The organism is Streptomyces sp. NPDC002958 (assembly GCF_055563255.1).
Window position 1 is genome coordinate 44,530 of record NZ_JBVHDS010000027.1, and the last position, 14,790, is coordinate 59,319.

Annotated in this window: 18 protein-coding genes; 16 read left to right on the forward strand and 2 right to left on the reverse strand. The window is 70.1% G+C overall.

What is annotated here, in order from left to right; all coding sequences use genetic code 11:
• Positions 1-8 precede the first annotated feature (8 nt).
• The 6 genes from ACZ3IC_RS29410 to ACZ3IC_RS29435 all read left to right on the forward strand — a co-directional run bounded on the left by ACZ3IC_RS29410 (position 9) and on the right by ACZ3IC_RS29435 (position 4,596).
• The gene (locus tag ACZ3IC_RS29410) at positions 9-1,637 is read left to right on the forward strand and encodes a hypothetical protein (RefSeq protein WP_467421031.1); all 1,629 of its coding nucleotides are present in this window, start codon (positions 9-11) and stop codon (positions 1,635-1,637) included.
• A 133-nt stretch (positions 1,638-1,770) separates the two neighbouring features.
• Positions 1,771-2,460, forward strand: a complete 690-nt coding sequence (locus ACZ3IC_RS29415; protein WP_467421033.1) for an LmeA family phospholipid-binding protein — start codon at positions 1,771-1,773, stop codon at positions 2,458-2,460.
• A 237-nt stretch (positions 2,461-2,697) separates the two neighbouring features.
• The gene (locus tag ACZ3IC_RS29420; protein ID WP_350983699.1) at positions 2,698-2,805 is read left to right on the forward strand and encodes a putative leader peptide; all 108 of its coding nucleotides are present in this window, start codon (positions 2,698-2,700) and stop codon (positions 2,803-2,805) included.
• Between the two features lie 158 nt (positions 2,806-2,963).
• A complete protein-coding gene (locus tag ACZ3IC_RS29425) occupies positions 2,964-3,809 on the forward strand; it encodes a sulfurtransferase (protein ID WP_467421036.1) in 846 nt (281 codons plus the stop codon).
• 58 nt (positions 3,810-3,867) lie between these two features.
• Positions 3,868-4,155, forward strand: a complete 288-nt coding sequence (locus ACZ3IC_RS29430) for a DUF1416 domain-containing protein (protein ID WP_351200601.1) — start codon at positions 3,868-3,870, stop codon at positions 4,153-4,155.
• A 183-nt stretch (positions 4,156-4,338) separates the two neighbouring features.
• Entirely contained in the window at positions 4,339-4,596 is a 258-nt protein-coding gene (locus tag ACZ3IC_RS29435) for a DUF3099 domain-containing protein (RefSeq protein ID WP_467421040.1), read from the forward strand.
• A gap of 20 nt (positions 4,597-4,616) precedes the next feature.
• Here ACZ3IC_RS29435 and ACZ3IC_RS29440 read toward each other — a convergent pair whose 3' ends face one another.
• Positions 4,617-4,979, reverse strand: coding sequence for a DsrE family protein (locus tag ACZ3IC_RS29440; RefSeq protein ID WP_451091811.1), 363 nt, complete (start codon positions 4,977-4,979; stop codon positions 4,617-4,619).
• A 189-nt stretch (positions 4,980-5,168) separates the two neighbouring features.
• Between ACZ3IC_RS29440 and ACZ3IC_RS29445 the strand changes: the two genes are divergently transcribed.
• The 6 genes from ACZ3IC_RS29445 (at position 5,169) to ygfZ (ending at position 10,234) form a co-directional block, all read left to right on the forward strand.
• Complete coding sequence (locus ACZ3IC_RS29445) at positions 5,169-5,975, forward strand: hypothetical protein (protein ID WP_467421044.1); 807 nt, start codon at positions 5,169-5,171, stop codon at positions 5,973-5,975.
• Positions 5,972-6,784: a hypothetical protein gene (locus ACZ3IC_RS29450; RefSeq protein WP_467421046.1), complete on the forward strand. Its 813-nt coding sequence runs from the start codon at positions 5,972-5,974 to the stop codon at positions 6,782-6,784. The genes ACZ3IC_RS29445 and ACZ3IC_RS29450 overlap by 4 nt, the downstream gene beginning before the upstream one ends.
• A complete protein-coding gene (locus ACZ3IC_RS29455; protein WP_467421048.1) occupies positions 6,781-7,797 on the forward strand; it encodes a hypothetical protein in 1,017 nt (338 codons plus the stop codon). Before ACZ3IC_RS29450 ends, ACZ3IC_RS29455 begins: the two co-directional genes overlap by 4 nt.
• A gap of 336 nt (positions 7,798-8,133) precedes the next feature.
• The gene (locus ACZ3IC_RS29460) at positions 8,134-8,706 is read left to right on the forward strand and encodes a heme-binding beta-barrel domain-containing protein (RefSeq protein WP_467421050.1); all 573 of its coding nucleotides are present in this window, start codon (positions 8,134-8,136) and stop codon (positions 8,704-8,706) included.
• A 70-nt stretch (positions 8,707-8,776) separates the two neighbouring features.
• Complete coding sequence (locus ACZ3IC_RS29465) at positions 8,777-9,247, forward strand: Fur family transcriptional regulator (RefSeq protein ID WP_467421052.1); 471 nt, start codon at positions 8,777-8,779, stop codon at positions 9,245-9,247.
• 21 nt (positions 9,248-9,268) lie between these two features.
• Entirely contained in the window at positions 9,269-10,234 is a 966-nt protein-coding gene (gene ygfZ / locus ACZ3IC_RS29470) for a CAF17-like 4Fe-4S cluster assembly/insertion protein YgfZ (protein ID WP_467421054.1), read from the forward strand.
• Positions 10,235-10,320: 86 nt separating this feature from the next.
• Here ygfZ and dtd read toward each other — a convergent pair whose 3' ends face one another.
• Positions 10,321-10,770 (reverse strand): D-aminoacyl-tRNA deacylase, encoded by a 450-nt coding sequence (dtd, locus tag ACZ3IC_RS29475; protein ID WP_467421057.1) that lies wholly within the window; start codon positions 10,768-10,770, stop codon positions 10,321-10,323.
• A 118-nt stretch (positions 10,771-10,888) separates the two neighbouring features.
• Between dtd and ACZ3IC_RS29480 the strand changes: the two genes are divergently transcribed.
• From ACZ3IC_RS29480 to ACZ3IC_RS29495, 4 genes are all read left to right on the forward strand, one after another.
• Positions 10,889-11,506 (forward strand): RsiG family protein, encoded by a 618-nt coding sequence (locus ACZ3IC_RS29480; protein ID WP_467421058.1) that lies wholly within the window; start codon positions 10,889-10,891, stop codon positions 11,504-11,506.
• A gap of 47 nt (positions 11,507-11,553) precedes the next feature.
• The gene (locus ACZ3IC_RS29485) at positions 11,554-12,537 is read left to right on the forward strand and encodes an asparaginase (RefSeq protein ID WP_467421060.1); all 984 of its coding nucleotides are present in this window, start codon (positions 11,554-11,556) and stop codon (positions 12,535-12,537) included.
• A 76-nt stretch (positions 12,538-12,613) separates the two neighbouring features.
• Positions 12,614-13,858 (forward strand): GNAT family N-acetyltransferase, encoded by a 1,245-nt coding sequence (locus ACZ3IC_RS29490; RefSeq protein WP_467421062.1) that lies wholly within the window; start codon positions 12,614-12,616, stop codon positions 13,856-13,858.
• Positions 13,859-13,956: 98 nt separating this feature from the next.
• Complete coding sequence (locus ACZ3IC_RS29495; RefSeq protein WP_467421063.1) at positions 13,957-14,643, forward strand: TetR/AcrR family transcriptional regulator; 687 nt, start codon at positions 13,957-13,959, stop codon at positions 14,641-14,643.
• Positions 14,644-14,790: the final 147 nt, after the last annotated feature.

Genomic DNA, 14,790 nt, shown 5'->3' on the forward strand with positions numbered 1-14,790 from the left:
CGCAGAACATGAGCAGCAACGATCAGCAGCATCCGTACGGACAGGACCAGGGCCAGGGCTACGGGTACGGGCCCGGGTACGACCCGCTGAACGGCCAGGAGCCGCAGCCCGCCCAGCCGTACGGACAGCAGCAGCCCTCGCCGTCGTACGGGCAGCAGTCCTATGGCGACCAGTCCTATGGCGACCAGTCCTACGGCGCGCAGTCCTACGGCGACCAGTCCTACGGCGCGCAGTCCCATGGCGACCAGTCCTACGGCGCGCAGCCGTACGCGGACCAGTCCTACGGCGTCCGGGCGTCCGGTGGCCAGTCCTACGACGGCCAGGTGTCCGGCGACCAGTCCTACGGGCGGCAGGCGTACGGGGACGCCTCCTACGGGGACGCCTCCTACGGCACGCAGTCGTACGGTCAGCAGGTCCCGTACGGAGCCCCGCAGCAGGCACACGGCCCGTACGACCCGAACCAGGCGTCACAGGTGAACCCCGGGCCCGTGTGGCCGACCGGGCACATGCAGGAGCCCTCACTCGCGGCCCATGACCCGCAGGACCCCGGTGTCACGCAGACCTGGGAGGGCCAGACCTGGGACACCCAGTACCAGCCGACCATCCAGGCCGCCCAGCCCGTGCAGCCCGCTCAGCCCGCTCAGCCCGTGCAGCAGCCCGTGCAGTCAGTTCCGGCCGCCGCCGAGACCGCATATCAGCCGCCCCATCCGCAGCCGCGGGGCGCCTCCGGCTCCTACCCGCTGCCTCCCGAGACCCCCGCCGGACCCGTCGCCGCCGAGCCGGTCCGGGCTGCCGTACGCGCCGACGCTCCCTCTGCCGCCGCTCCGTCCGCGCACGACGCCGCCGGATACAGCGCACCCACCACCCTGGGCAACAGCCGCATCACCGACACCCAGCGCGCCCGGGCCGAGGGCCGCTCGCCGATCATCGCGCCGGGTATGCAGCCCGCCGGGATCACCGCGGGAATCGGGCTGCTGCTCGCCCTCGGCGCCGCGATCGGGCCGTACGCCCTGCTCGTACCGCTGGTGCTGCTCCAGGCCGTGACCGCGGCCGGCTGGTTCCGGCTCAACGGTATGTGGCCGGCCCGGCAGGGCATCGCGCTGGCGTTCGCCGGCGGCCTCGTCGCCGACATCGCGCTGCTCGCCGCCGGCCGGGAGAACGCACCGGCCGCCATCCTCGGCACCCTCGGCATCTGGGTGCTGCTCACCGTGGTCCTCCAACTGCGCAGCCACGCGGGCGCCGACGAGCGGATGCAGGGGCTGATGGCCACCGTCGCGTCGGCCGCCCTCTCGGTCCTGGCCGCCGGGCAGCTCGCGGCGGTCCCGGACGCGGTGACGGTGGGCGGGGTGGCCGTCGCGGTTGCCGTGCTCGTCCGCGCGCTGCCGTTGCTGGGACCGGCGTCGGTCGTGGTGGCGCTGCTCGCCGCCGCGGGCGCCGGTGCCGTGGCGGGGGCATTCACCGATTTCGGTATGAAGGGTGCGCTGCTCGGCGTCGCGGCGGGCGGTTGCGCACTGATCGGGCTGCGGGTGGCGAGCTACGACTATCCGTCACGATTCGTCCACATGACGGCGGGGGTGGCACTGCCGCTCACCGCCGCGACCCCCGCCGTCTATCTGATCGGCCGCGCGATCTCGTAGCGCGGACCGGTACCGCTCCCCGGGAACCGAAGGGGGGTGCCCGTTCGTCGATCATCCTGGGCGCGCTGTGCATGCACAGTGGACGCACAGGCGCCAGGGGTCCGGCCGGATGCAGGGTGGGGGAAGAGCGGGCATGCGTGCACTGCGAGTGCTACTGGTCATAGTGGTGGTTCTGGGCGGGATCTTCATCGCCGTCGACCGGGCGGCGGTGTACTTCGCCGAGTCGGAGGTCGAGGGGCGGGTCCAGGTCACCGGCGCCACGACCGGCTCGACGGACGTCTCCATCAAGGGATTTCCGTTCCTGACGCAGGTTGCCGGATCGCAGCTCGACGAGGTGGACGTCAAGATCACCGGCATAGAGACCGACGCCGACGGCCGCAGGATCCGGATCAGCCGGATGAACGCCGCACTGCACGAGGTGAAGCTGGCCGACGGCTACTCCAGTGCCACCGCCGCCCGCGCCACCGGCTCCGCGGTCATCTCCTACGAGGACCTGACCAAGGTCGCCAGCGACGGCGTCGTCGTCGAGTACGGCGGCAACGGCAAGGTGAAGGTGACCGGCACGGTCGACGTCCTCGGCAACCCGCTCTCGCGCACTGTGCTCTCCACCGTCACCCTGGTCGACGGCCACACAATCAAGGTGCGCGCGGACGAGGTGCCGGGTGAGGGCATCCCCGGGCTGGAGGACATGGTGCGCCAGAAATCCGACTTCGAACGGGAGATCGGCGGCCTGCCCAGCGGTCTGGAGCTGCAGAAGGTCCAGCCGACCGCCGACGGCCTGGAGATCTCGGTGGCCGGTACGGACGTACTGCTTGCTGGATGAGCCCTGCCGCGGGCGGGTAGGGCTTCAACGACCCTGTTCAACGATCCAGTTCAACGACCTGTGCGCCACATATTGAGACGGCTGCGTCCGATCCGTAGATGGCCGAGGGGCGCCGACGGCGAGAGGGCGGCGCGAGGGGTGTCGCGACCTCACTCATGTCTCGCATCGCGGACGATAGCTTCTCAGGATGCGACACGGCGGTGACACGTCCGCCCGTACCTCCCTACGATCGGTCCCATGCAGTGCTCTATTGGCGGTCTCCCACAGCGGGGACGGGCGGATCTCACGAAGCGGCGGGCAGTGGACCTGTGCCGCGTCGCCGCCATGCTCTGTCGCACTGTCTGAGCGGGAGCCTTCGGCCCACCCCGCATTCACCCGGCCCTTCGGCCGAAGTCAGGGCCCATCCCGTTCGTGCACGTGTGCCGCGCCCTGCGCCGCCCGTACATCCGCATCACGCACCGTCTCGCATCATCTCGCCGCATACTGCCCCGGAGGAGAACAGAATGAGCCGCAGTGACGTCCTGGTAGACGCCGACTGGGTCGAGGCCCACATCGACGACCCGGAGATCGCTCTCGTCGAGGTCGACGAGGACACCTCGGCGTACGAGAAGAACCACATCAAGAACGCGATCCGGATCGACTGGACCAGGGACCTCCAGGACCCGGTCCGCCGTGACGTCGTCGACCAGGCCGGCTTCGAGAAGCTGCTGTCCGAGAAGGGCATCGGCAACGACACCACTGTCGTCCTGTACGGCGGCAACAACAACTGGTTCGCGTCCTACGCGTTCTGGTACTTCAAGCTCTATGGCCACCAGGACGTTCGCCTGCTCGACGGCGGCCGCAAGAAGTGGGAGCTCGACTCCCGCGACCTGGTCGACGGCGACCAGATCGCATCCCGCCCGGCCACTGAGTACAAGGCCCAGCCACAGGACGAGTCGATCCGCGCCTACCGCGACGACGTCGTGAAGGCGATCGGCAACCAGAACCTGGTCGACGTGCGTTCGCCCGACGAGTTCAGCGGCAAGCTGCTCGCCCCGGCGCACCTGCCGCAGGAGCAGTCCCAGCGCCCCGGCCACGTGCCGACCGCCCGCAACATCCCGTGGTCGAAGAACGCCAACGACGACGGCACCTTCAAGTCGGACGACGAGCTCAAGGCCCTCTACGAGGACGAGCAGGTCGACCTGGCGAAGGACACCATCGCGTACTGCCGTATCGGCGAGCGCTCCGCGCTCACCTGGTTCGTGTTGCACGAGCTGCTCGGCCAGGAGAACGTCAAGAACTACGACGGTTCGTGGACCGAGTACGGCTCCCTCGTGGGCGTGCCGATCGAGCTCGGCGCCAACAAGTAACTCCGCACGCCCCGGACCAGGACGACCTCCGACCCCCGACCCAGAAGGACAGAACACCATGTGTGGAGCAAAGGCCGGCGGCCCCGACGCTTCGACCATCAAGCCCGGTGAGACCACCATCCAGGGCAGCGTGACCCGCGACGGCGAGCCCGTCACCGGTTACGTGCGCCTGCTGGACTCGACGGGCGAGTTCACCGCGGAGGTCCCGACCTCGGCGACCGGACAGTTCCGCTTCTACGCGGCCGAGGGGACGTGGACGCTGCGCGCCCTCGTCCCGGGCGGCAGCGCCGACCGCACGGTCGTGGCGCAGACCGGCGGCCTCTTCGAGGTCGCCATCGCCGTCTAGTGCCGTGACCGGCAACGTTTGCCCGACGGGGCAAAGCTTGCCGGGAGGGGCGCCGGTTCCGAACGCGGCCTCGCGCCGCCTTGCCGGCCGAAGGGCCGTACCCCGGGGCGGGACGCCTTCTGATGCGGGGTACGGCCCGTTCGCGCCGTTAGCGTGGGCGGGGAACGGGCCTACGCTTGAATCATGTACGCCCGACGCCGTCGCGTCTATTTCCTGATGATGGGCGGCTGCATCGTCCTCTTCGTATCGGCCTGGGCCTTTGTCAGGCTGTGGTCGATGCCCGCTGCCATAGCGATGTGCCTCGTCGCCATGGTCATCCCGCCCATCGCGGCCATGGTCGCCAACCGGCGGGGCCCGGAGGACCGCTGGTGGGACGATCCGTCCGGCGACCCGCAGTCCGACGAGTGGTGGGACGAGCTCGACGGCAAGAAACGGCAGTAGTGGGTACGGGCGCGGGCGCGTCAGTAGACAAGGGCCTGGACGCCGTCGGCCATGGTCTCGCTGACGAACACCTGGGCGCCCGCGATGCGTACGCCCTCCAGGACGTCCTGCTCGGTGATGTCGCGACGGGCGGCACACTGCGTGCAGAGGGTGATCTGCCCGCCCGCCTGGATCGACTCGATCAGATCCGGCAGCGGCGCGGCATGCGGCAATTCGAACTCGGCGGCGCGCCCCGGCAGCGCGAACCACGAGGATTCCCCGGTCAGCCAGAGCGAGACCTCCACGCCGCTGGCGACGGCGACCGCGGCCACCGTGAACGCCTGCGAGCAGCGCTCGGCTGAGTCGGCACCGGCAGTTACCTTGATCACGAGCTTCTTCGGCATATGCCGAACTGTAATCGTCGGGTGGGCAACCTCATGGCCTCGGTGAGTGTCAGCTGTGTGCGCGGATAACGGAATCTGCGCCTCAGGTCTCGTGGGGGGACCCCTTTTGAAACCGAAAGACACCATTCCTGACGGGCAGGTCGAGCCGCCCGCCGAGGAAGAGGCACCGACCGCGCCGCAGAGCCGCCCATGCCGGTGACCGCGCCCGTGCCTGCGGTCGAGCCGGAGTCCGCGCCCGTGCCTGCGGTCGCCGCTCCCGTCACGAAGCGCCCGCGTGGGCGTACGACCCTGCTGATCGCCGCTGCCGCGGTGCTCGGTATCGCCGGCGGCACCGCCGTGGGCTACGACGTGCAGGCCGGGCGCGCCCCGACACCGCTGCCCGCCCTGTCGCAGCCCGATCTGGCGTATCCGGCGAAGGCGCTGCCCGCGGGCAAGGTCCCGGACCCGCTGCCCGCGTCCCAGGACCGTCGGGTCAGGACGGACGGCGACCTGCGCAAGCTGCTCGCCGACAGACCCGCGGGCTGGAGCGACGACAAGTCGTTGCTGGGTTTCCGCGACGGCTGGCTGGCAGTGGACGAGTACGCCCGCTCCTTCGAGGAAGAGGGCTCGATGTACGAGTACTTCCTGGAGATCGACGTGCGCCGGATTGCGGGCGCCGTCTGGAAGCGCGGGCAGCACCGCACCGCCGAGACCTATCTCGTGCAGTTCCGCTCGGGCGTCGACCAGGGGGCCGTGGACTTCGCCGAGGGCCAGCTTTCGTACATGCCCGGCACCGAGATCGGCGCGGGCAACGAAGGCGATCCGCTCAAGGGAAGCGGCAACGGCCGCTACTACGTCTACGAGGCCGACCGGAAGCCGGGCTATCTGCCGTCCTACCAGGCCAGGGCCATCGTGTACCGCGGCGACATCATGGTCGACATCCACATCTACGACACCGTACCGATCAGCAAGAAGGACCTCCGAACGCTGGCCGAGCGACAGCTGGAGCGCCTGTGAACGACGTGACCGCGCCGGTGACCACGCCCGACGAGAACGCCGCCGCTCCCCTTCCCCCGACCGCCCCCGGCCGGGCACGCCGGGTGATCCTCACGGCGCTTCCCGTCGTGCTGGTGATCGCCGCGGTCGGCGGCGCAGCCGCGTACACCAAAACCACGGTGGACAACGCCGACCGCAGCGCCAGGACCGGCCTCTGGCAGAAGCCCGCGCACAAGCCGGGCAATGATCCGGCCGGTGATGTGGCCCGGGGCAGGGCCTCCACCGAGCTCAGCAAGCTGCTGCTGCCGGTCCCGAGCGGCTACCGGCTCGGCCCCGACATCGGGGAGAGCGGCAACGACAGCGAGCAGAGTGGCAAGAAGGCGTCCGCAGCGGTGAAGGAGACAGCGCACGGTCTCGCGGGCAAGGAGCGCCGGGCCTACGAAGAGCGGATCGACAAGCTCCGTATCGAGGGCACCGCCGTCCGTTCCTATGTGGCGGACGGAAACGATCTGCTGGTCGACACCCAGATCATGCGGATGAAGGACAAGAAGGCCGTCCGGAACCTCTATGACGTCAGGTCGGATCTCTTCGAGGCCTTCGGCCTCTTCCGCCAGGGGCCGAAGATCCAGGGGCACACGAGGAACGCCAAGTGCTTCCTCCTGCGCAAGGACAGCAAGGACTCCATCGAGTCCATGGAGTGCATGGCGTACGACGGCGAGCTGAGCATCAGCGTCTCGGCGTCCGGCACCGCGCCCTTCGACAGGGCGGCCGTTGCCGAGCTGCTGAAGGACCAGCTCAACCACATCACGTCTCCGGGGGAGTACGTATGACCGAGCAGACGACGGAATCGACCGCCGCGCCGGACGAGTCCGCGCCCACCGAGACCGTGTCCGAGGAGTCCGCACCCACCGAGACCGTGCCCGCGGAGACCGTGCCCGCGGAGACCGTGCCCGAGGCGTCCGCGCCCACCGAGACCGTGTCCGAAGCAGTCGTGCCCGACGAGACCGCGCCCGCCGGAGCCGAGTCCGCACCGCAGGTGCCCGAGCCTTCCCTGTCCACGCCGTCGGCGCCCGGGCCGCCGCGGCGGGTGCTGCGGGCCGTCGCCCGGTGGACCGTCGCCGCCCTGGTCCTCGGGGGTCTCGGTGCCGGTGCGGCCTTCGGTATCACCTCGATGGAGCGCACCGACGTGCCCGGTCTGGCCACCGAGAGCGACGGCCGCTGGGACTATCCCGAGCTGAGCCTGCCCGCGCTCCCGGCCGGTTCGCCCCGGCCGTTCAGCGACGGCAATGTCGCCGAGATCCACCACGCCGATCTGCGGCGTCTGCTGCTGCCCGCCCCGGCCGGCGCAACCGTGGACGAGAAGCTCGACGGCGGCTGGGTGAGCACGGAGCAGTACCTCTCCGAGTATGTGAAGGGGGAGCGCTCCGACATCACGCAGGTACTGAAGGACTCCGCTCCGCGCCACGTCGCCGCCCGCGGCTGGACCATGCCGGACGGCACATCGGCCCGGATCTATCTCGTCCAGTTCAACTCGACGGCCTTCGCCCAGTACTTCAGGGACTCGATCGTTGACGGCACCCTCTCCGGGGTGCCGCTCGTCGGGACGTCCGAGACGTCCGGGATGGTCCTCGACGAAGGCTGGAACGGCGCCGGCAAGGTGGCGGGCACCGCGTCGTACGTGTACGGCGAGGGGAAGCCGTACGGCGCGGCGCAGGTCCGCCAGGGGTACCTGCTCGCCGGCGACACGCTCGCCCTCGTCGTCCAGTCCCGCAAGGGCAAGGAGGGCACGGAGAGCGTTCCGTTCCACCAGACGCTGATCCTGCAGAACCAGCTGCTGGGCTGACCTGCTCCTTCGGCGGCCCCCCGGGCAAACCCCGAACCGACGGACCGGGCCCCAACCCATTAGGCTGGGGCCCGGCGCCGTACTGCTGCCATACCGATCGTTCCAAGGAGTTCCCGTGCTTGAGGCATTCTTCTCCGCCCTGCTGGTCCTGGTCTGCGTCGGCGTCATCGCCTTCGCCGGTGTGACCGTGAAGAAGCTGTACCAGGGTCAGCGCTGATCCCTGCCCCCTCGCCTCCGTCCGCGCGGGTACCCCCCGTCACGGCAATGTGACACTCACGCCTCGATGTGTCACGTTCGAAGCCACCCCCACCACCTCACAGATCGTCTGAGCCGCTCATGATCGAGATCCCGTCCGACCTCCACCCGGACCTCGTCCCGCTGGCCTTCCTCCTCGGCAACTGGGCGGGCGCGGGTGTCTCCGACTTCCCCGGCGCCGAGCAGTGCAACTTCGGCCAGGAAGTCTCCTTCAGCCATGACGGCCGGGACTTCCTGGAGTACGTCTCGCACACCTGGGTGCTCGACTCCGAGGGCAAGAAGGTCAAGCCGCTGGAGTCCGAGTCCGGCTACTGGCGCATCGACAAGGACCGCAAGGTCGAGGTCGTCATGGTCCGCGACCAGGGCGTCATCGAGATCTGGTACGGCGAGCTGGCCGACCAGAAGCCGCAGATCGACCTGGTCACCGACGCGGTGGCCCGGACCGCGGCCTCCGGCCCGTACAACGGTGGCAAGCGTCTCTACGGCTATGTGAAGAGCGACCTGATGTGGGTCGGCGAGAAGGCCACCCCCGAGGTGGAACTGCGCCCGTACATGTCGGCGCATCTGAAGAAGGTCGTCACCCCGGAAGAGGTCGAGGCCATGGCGAAGAGCCTCGGCAACCTCCCGGACGACGGCATCGCCTTCTTCAGGTAGGCCGGCCCGTTCACGGAGTCCTCTCGCGCAAAACTGCGGACAGGTGCTCGCCCGGACCTACACTGGGCCTGTGGTGAGCACCGACTGGAAGACCGATCTCCGACAGCGCGGCTATCGGCTGACGCCGCAACGGCAGCTTGTCCTGGAAGCCGTCGACACGCTGGAACACGCGACGCCCGACGACATCCTCTGCGAGGTGCGCAGGACCGCGTCCGGCGTGAACATCTCCACCGTCTACCGGACGCTCGAGCTCCTGGAGGAGCTGGGGCTGGTCAGCCACGCCCATCTGGGGCACGGGGCGCCGACGTACCACCTGGCCGACCGCCACCACCACATCCATCTGGTCTGCCGCGACTGCACGAACGTCATCGAGGCCGATGTCGATGTCGTCGCCGATTTCACCGCGAAGCTGCAGGGCACCTTCGGTTTCGAGACGGACATGAAGCACTTCGCGATCTTCGGCCGCTGCGCCGACTGTACGGCGAAGGCGGCGTCCGAAGGTGCGGCAGGGACGGCGGACGCGGCCGATCCCAAGCCGTAAATCGCGTCGTACGCTGGTCGCATGAAGAGCCCCCTGCTGTCCCTGCCCGGTGCTGTCCCCGCCGAAGGCCGCGACGAAGGTGTCGCTGCGCACTACGGTGACCTGTTCCGTGAGCAGCGCGCCCTCGCCGACGGCTCCGGTCTCGTCGACCTCTCGCACCGCGCTGTCGTCACCGTCACCGGCAGCGACCGGCTGGCCTGGCTGCATCTGCTGCTCACTCAACATGTCAGCGAACTCGCCCCGGGACAGGCGACCGAGGCCCTGATCCTCACCGCGAACGGACACATCGAGCACGCTCTCTATCTCGTCGACGACGGCGAGACCGTGTGGATGCATGCCGAACCGGGAACGCAGGGCGATCTCGTCGCCTACCTGGAGTCCATGAAGTTCTTCTACCGGGTCGAAGTCGCCGACCGCACCGAGGACTTCGCCGTGGTGTATCTGCCGGCCGGTTCCATCGCGGAGGTCCCGGACGGTGTGACGGTACGGGAGACGGCGTACGGCCGGGACCTGTTTCTGCCCCGCGCCGACCTGGAGAGATACGCGGCCGGGCACGGCCCCGTCGCCGGCGTCCTGGCATACGAGGCGCTGCGCGTCGAGGCACACCGCCCGCGCGTCGGTTTCGAAACCGACCACCGCACCATCCCGCACGAGCTGGGCTGGATCGGCACGGCCGTCCACCTCCAGAAGGGCTGCTACCGAGGCCAGGAGACCGTGGCCCGGGTGCAGAACCTGGGCAAGCCGCCGCGGCGGCTGGTCTTCCTGCACCTCGACGGCAGCGAGGTCGTCCTGCCCGGACATGGCACGCCGGTACGGCTCGCCGCGGACGGCGCCGAGGGCCGGCAGCTGGGCTTCATCACCACGTCCGCCCGCCACCACGAGCTGGGGCCGATCGCACTGGCCCTGGTCAAGCGGAATGTCGCGGTGGACGCGGAGCTGCTCGCGGGGGACACGGCCGCCGCCCAGGAGACGGTCGTGGAGCCGTAGCTCTTCGGCCCAGATTCTCTACGCGCGACCGTCTGCGCTGTCCGCATCGTCCGCTCCACCTGCCCCAGGGCTGACTCGGACCCGGCTCAGACCTCGACGATGACGGTGAACGGGCCGTGGTTCGTGAGCGAGACCCGCATGTCCGCTCCGAACCGGCCCGTCTCCACCTGCGCCCCCAACGCCCGCAGCTGCGCCACCACCTCGTCCACCAGCGGTTCTGCGATCTCGCCGGGCGCAGCCGCGTTCCAGGTGGGCCTGCGGCCCTTCCGGGCGTCCCCGTAGAGAGTGAACTGCGAAATCACCAGAAGCGGCGCATTTACATCGGAGCAGGACTTCTCGCCCTCCAGGACGCGGACCGACCAGAGCTTGCGGGCGAGCTGCGCCGCCTTCTCCGCGGTGTCCTCGTGGGTCACGCCCACCAGCACACACAGCCCTTCGCCGACGATTTCGCCGACCACCTCGGGCCCGCCCGAGGCGCCCGCGCCGTCGGTCACCGTGACGCTCGCACCATCCACTCTCTGTACCACTGCACGCATACAGACCAACCTATCTTGGGCTGAACGGGTACAGAGCATCCACATTGGCCCCACGGGAGTGGCACCATGCTCGGGAGGCGGTGTGCCCGACGCACCGGTCGAGGGGATGGACACAAGCATGAGTACCTATGGAACCGGGCAGTCCCCCGGCGCCGTGCCGGTCACGCGTACCGGCGGCACCGGTACCAGCACCAGCACCATGCGCCCACCCGTGCAGCGAACTGGTCACGGTTCCGTGGACGGTCTGCCCACGGGACCGCAGCCGGAGCTGGGCGGTCTGCGACTGCCGGAGCTGCGCACGCTGCGCCGCGACTCGCAGCGCGACGAGGCCGACCTCAGCTACGTGCGGCGGCTGGTCCAGGGGCGGATCGACATCCTGCGGGCCGAGCTGGCCCGGCGGCTGGATCCGGAGGCACCGGTGGTGGACCGGCTCTCGGAAATCCTCGCCGACACCCCGTCCCGGCACCGCTCCTCCGCCCGGCATGTCACGCTCACCACGCCGCGCAGCGACGAGTACCGCCGGCTGGCGGCTGAGACGTTCGCCGAGGTCGAACTCTCCGACCTCGACGCCCGTACGGACGAAGAGCTGCACACCGCGATGGGACGCCTGGTCCGCTACGAACAGCAGGTCTCCCGGCGCCGTCACCAGCTGCAACGCACCACTGACGATTGCAGTGCGGAGATTGCCCGAAGGTACCGTGACGGCGAAGCACAAGTAGACGACCTGCTCGCCTGAAGCGATCCTTCCGGGGGCGGGTTCCGCCCGTCCCCGGAAGGCCACCCATGACCTCCAGCGCCGCCCTCGACGCTCCCTCCGCCATATCCCCCGCTCACCCCGTCCTGGCCGAGGTCGTACGTTCCGGCTTCGTGGAGGGCCGTCATCGGGGCTCGCTGGTCGTCCTGGCCGCCGACGGCAGTGTGGAGCGGGTCCTGGGCGATCCGACGGCGCCGGTCTTCCCCCGCTCCTCCAACAAGCCGATGCAGGCCGCGGCCATGCTGCGGGCCGGGCTCGATCTGTCCGGTGAGCGGCTGGCGCTGGCCGCCGCAAGCCACTCGGGCGAGGGCTTCCACCTCGAACTCGTACGCACGATGCTCGCCGAGCACGGACTGACGCCCGGCGATCTGCAGACCCCGCCCGATCTTCCGTTGGACCCGGCGGAGGCGGAGACGTATCTCGCCGCGGGCCACGTCCGGGAGCGGATCACCATGAACTGCTCCGGCAAGCACGCGGCGATGCTCGCGGTGTGCGCGGTGAACGGCTGGGACCGGGCGTCCTACCTCGACCCGTCGCACCCGCTCCAGCAGCTGGTCCACCAGGTGGTCGAGGAGGTGGCCGGCGAGCCGGTCGCGGCGGTCGGTACGGACGGGTGCGGGGCGCCGCTGATGGCGATCAGCCTGGTGGGTCTGGCGCGGGCCTTCCGCTCGTTCGTGCTGGCGGAGCCGGGGACGGCGGAGCGCCGGGTCGGAGACGCGATGCGGGCCCACCCCGAGTACGTCGCCGGGACGCGCCGCCCCGACACCTGGCTGATGCGGGAAGTACCGGGAACGCTCTCCAAGATGGGCGCGGAGGCGGTGCAGGCGGTGGCGCTGGCGGACGGCCGGGCACTGGCCTTCAAGATCGACGACGGTGCGACGCGGGCACTCGGCCCGGTGCTGGCGCAGTCGCTGCGTCTGCTCGGCATCGACGCCCCGGTGGTCTCGCGGATCGGACGCGCGCCCCTGCTGGGCGGCAGTGGTGAGGTGGGCGAGATCCGGGCGGCGTTCTGACCGGATTTTGTGCAGGCATCCCGCTCTCCCGGGAAACCGGACGACATTCCGTGAGCCGATCTTTAGCGTGGGGTGCATGTGCCTTGATGTCCGTACGATCAACGAGTCCGAGTTCCCCAGTTGGCTGCGGGCCCTGAACACCGGCTTCCTGCGTCCGCCGACGGTGACGGGCGAGGAGGTCGCCATCCGCCTCCCGCGCGTCGACCTGGCCCGTACCCAGGGGGCGTTCGACGGCGGCCGGTGCGTGGCCACGTTCCGTTCGTTCGCGCAGGAGCTCACGGTCGTCGGCGGCGCCACGGTCCGGGCCGACGCGGTCTCCAATGTCACGGTGTCGCCCACGCACCGCCGTCGCGGACTGCTCAGCCGGATGATGGCCACGGACCTGGCGGCGGCGAAGGGGCGCGGCGACGTGGTCGCGACGCTGATCGCCGCCGAGTACCCGATCTACGGACGGTACGGTTTCGGCCCGGCGGCGTGCACCACCGAATGGGAGATCGACATACCGAGGGCGGGCCTCGACCCACGCTGGTCGGGCCCCCGGGACGGCGGCCGGATCGACCTGGTGACCGGGGCGGAGGTGCGCAGACTGGGCCCGGCCCTCCACGACCGGCTGCGCGCCCGGCAGCACGGCGCGGTCGACCGCGACGCCCGCTGGTGGGAACTGAGCACCGGCGAGAACCGGCCCGGCCCCGACACCTGGACGGAACCCTTCTACGCGGTGCATCACGACGCGGACGGCGAGCCCGACGGCCTGATCGTCTACCGCGCCGACGACAACTGGAGCGACGCCAAACAGCCGTTGAACCGAGCCACGGTGCTGGATCAGATCGCGGTCACCCCGGCCGCGGAGCGCGCGCTGTGGCACTTCGTCTGCTCGATCGACTGGATCACCACGGTCCGCACCGGCCACCGCGCCCCCGACGACCTGCTGCCCCTCCTCCTCCCGGACCCGCGTGCGGCCCGCATCGTGACCCAGGCGGACTGGCTGTGGGTCCGCGTCCTGGACGTCGCACGCGCCCTGGAGGCCCGCACCTACGCGGTACCCGGCGCACTGACCCTGGACATCCACGACGCCACGGGCCTGACCGGAGGCCGCTACCACCTGGACGCCTCCCCGTCCGGCGCGACCTGCAACCCGACCACAGCAAGCGCCGATCTCGCCCTGGACGTAAGGGAGTTGGGGACGCTCTACTTGGGTGACGAATCGCCGACCCGCCTGGCGGCCCTGGGGCGAATCGAGGAACTCACGCCGGGTGCGGTGAGTCTGGCGGAGGGGATGTTCCGGGCGGCGCGGCGGGCTTGGTGCCCGGATGTGTTCTAGGGGCTGTCGCCGGTCCGTTCCGCGCGGCTGACGGCGCCGGCCCGTTCCGCGCGTCCGACGCCAAGTCCGGTTGAGGTCAAGGCGTACGCTTCGTGGTCATGAGCGGAGAGAAGCCCGGGCCCGGGACGGCGGCGGATGCGGCGAATGCCGCGAATGCGGCGCACGCGGGCCATACGCCGATGAGCCTGCGTGAGCGGAAGAAGCAGCTGACGTACCAGGCGGTCTCCGATGCCGCGATCGCGATGTTCCTGGAGCGGGGCTTCGACAACGTCTCGGTGGCGGAGGTGGCGGCCGCCGCGGACATCTCCAAGCCGACACTGTTCCGGTACTTCCCGGCCAAGGAGGACTTGGCCCTGCACCGGTTCGCCGACCACGAGGACGAGGCGGCCCGCGTGGTCTCCACCCGTGCGGAGACCGAATCCCCTCTGGACGCCCTGCGCCGCCATTTCCTGGCCGGTCTGGAGAGGCACGACCCGGTGACCGGGCTCTGCGATGCGCCGGAGGTGCTGGCGTTCCTGCGGCTGCTGTACGGGACGCCGTCCCTGGTGGCCCGTCTGTACGCCTACCAGCAACGCTCGGAGGCGGCGCTCGCCCGTGCGCTGGGCGACCGGGTGCGGGACAGGCTGGCCGCGGGCCAGATCATCGCCGTACTGCGCATCCTGGCCCTGGAGAACTGGCGGCGGATCGACGCGGGGGAGAGCGCGGACCAGGCGTACGGAAGTGCGGTCGAGGCGGCCGAACTCGCCTTCGTCCAGCTGCGGTCGGGGCTCGGGGAGGAGCGGTAGCAGAGAGCGGTTTCCGGCTCTGCCCGGACGGGCGGCAGTCTTCGGCGCTGCTGATGAACCAGACCGAATCGCTGCGCATCGGCGGGGGCCGCCGGGTGACGTTCAGGCCCATCCGCTCTTTTCGAGGGTCGTGTGGGCGAACGTCTC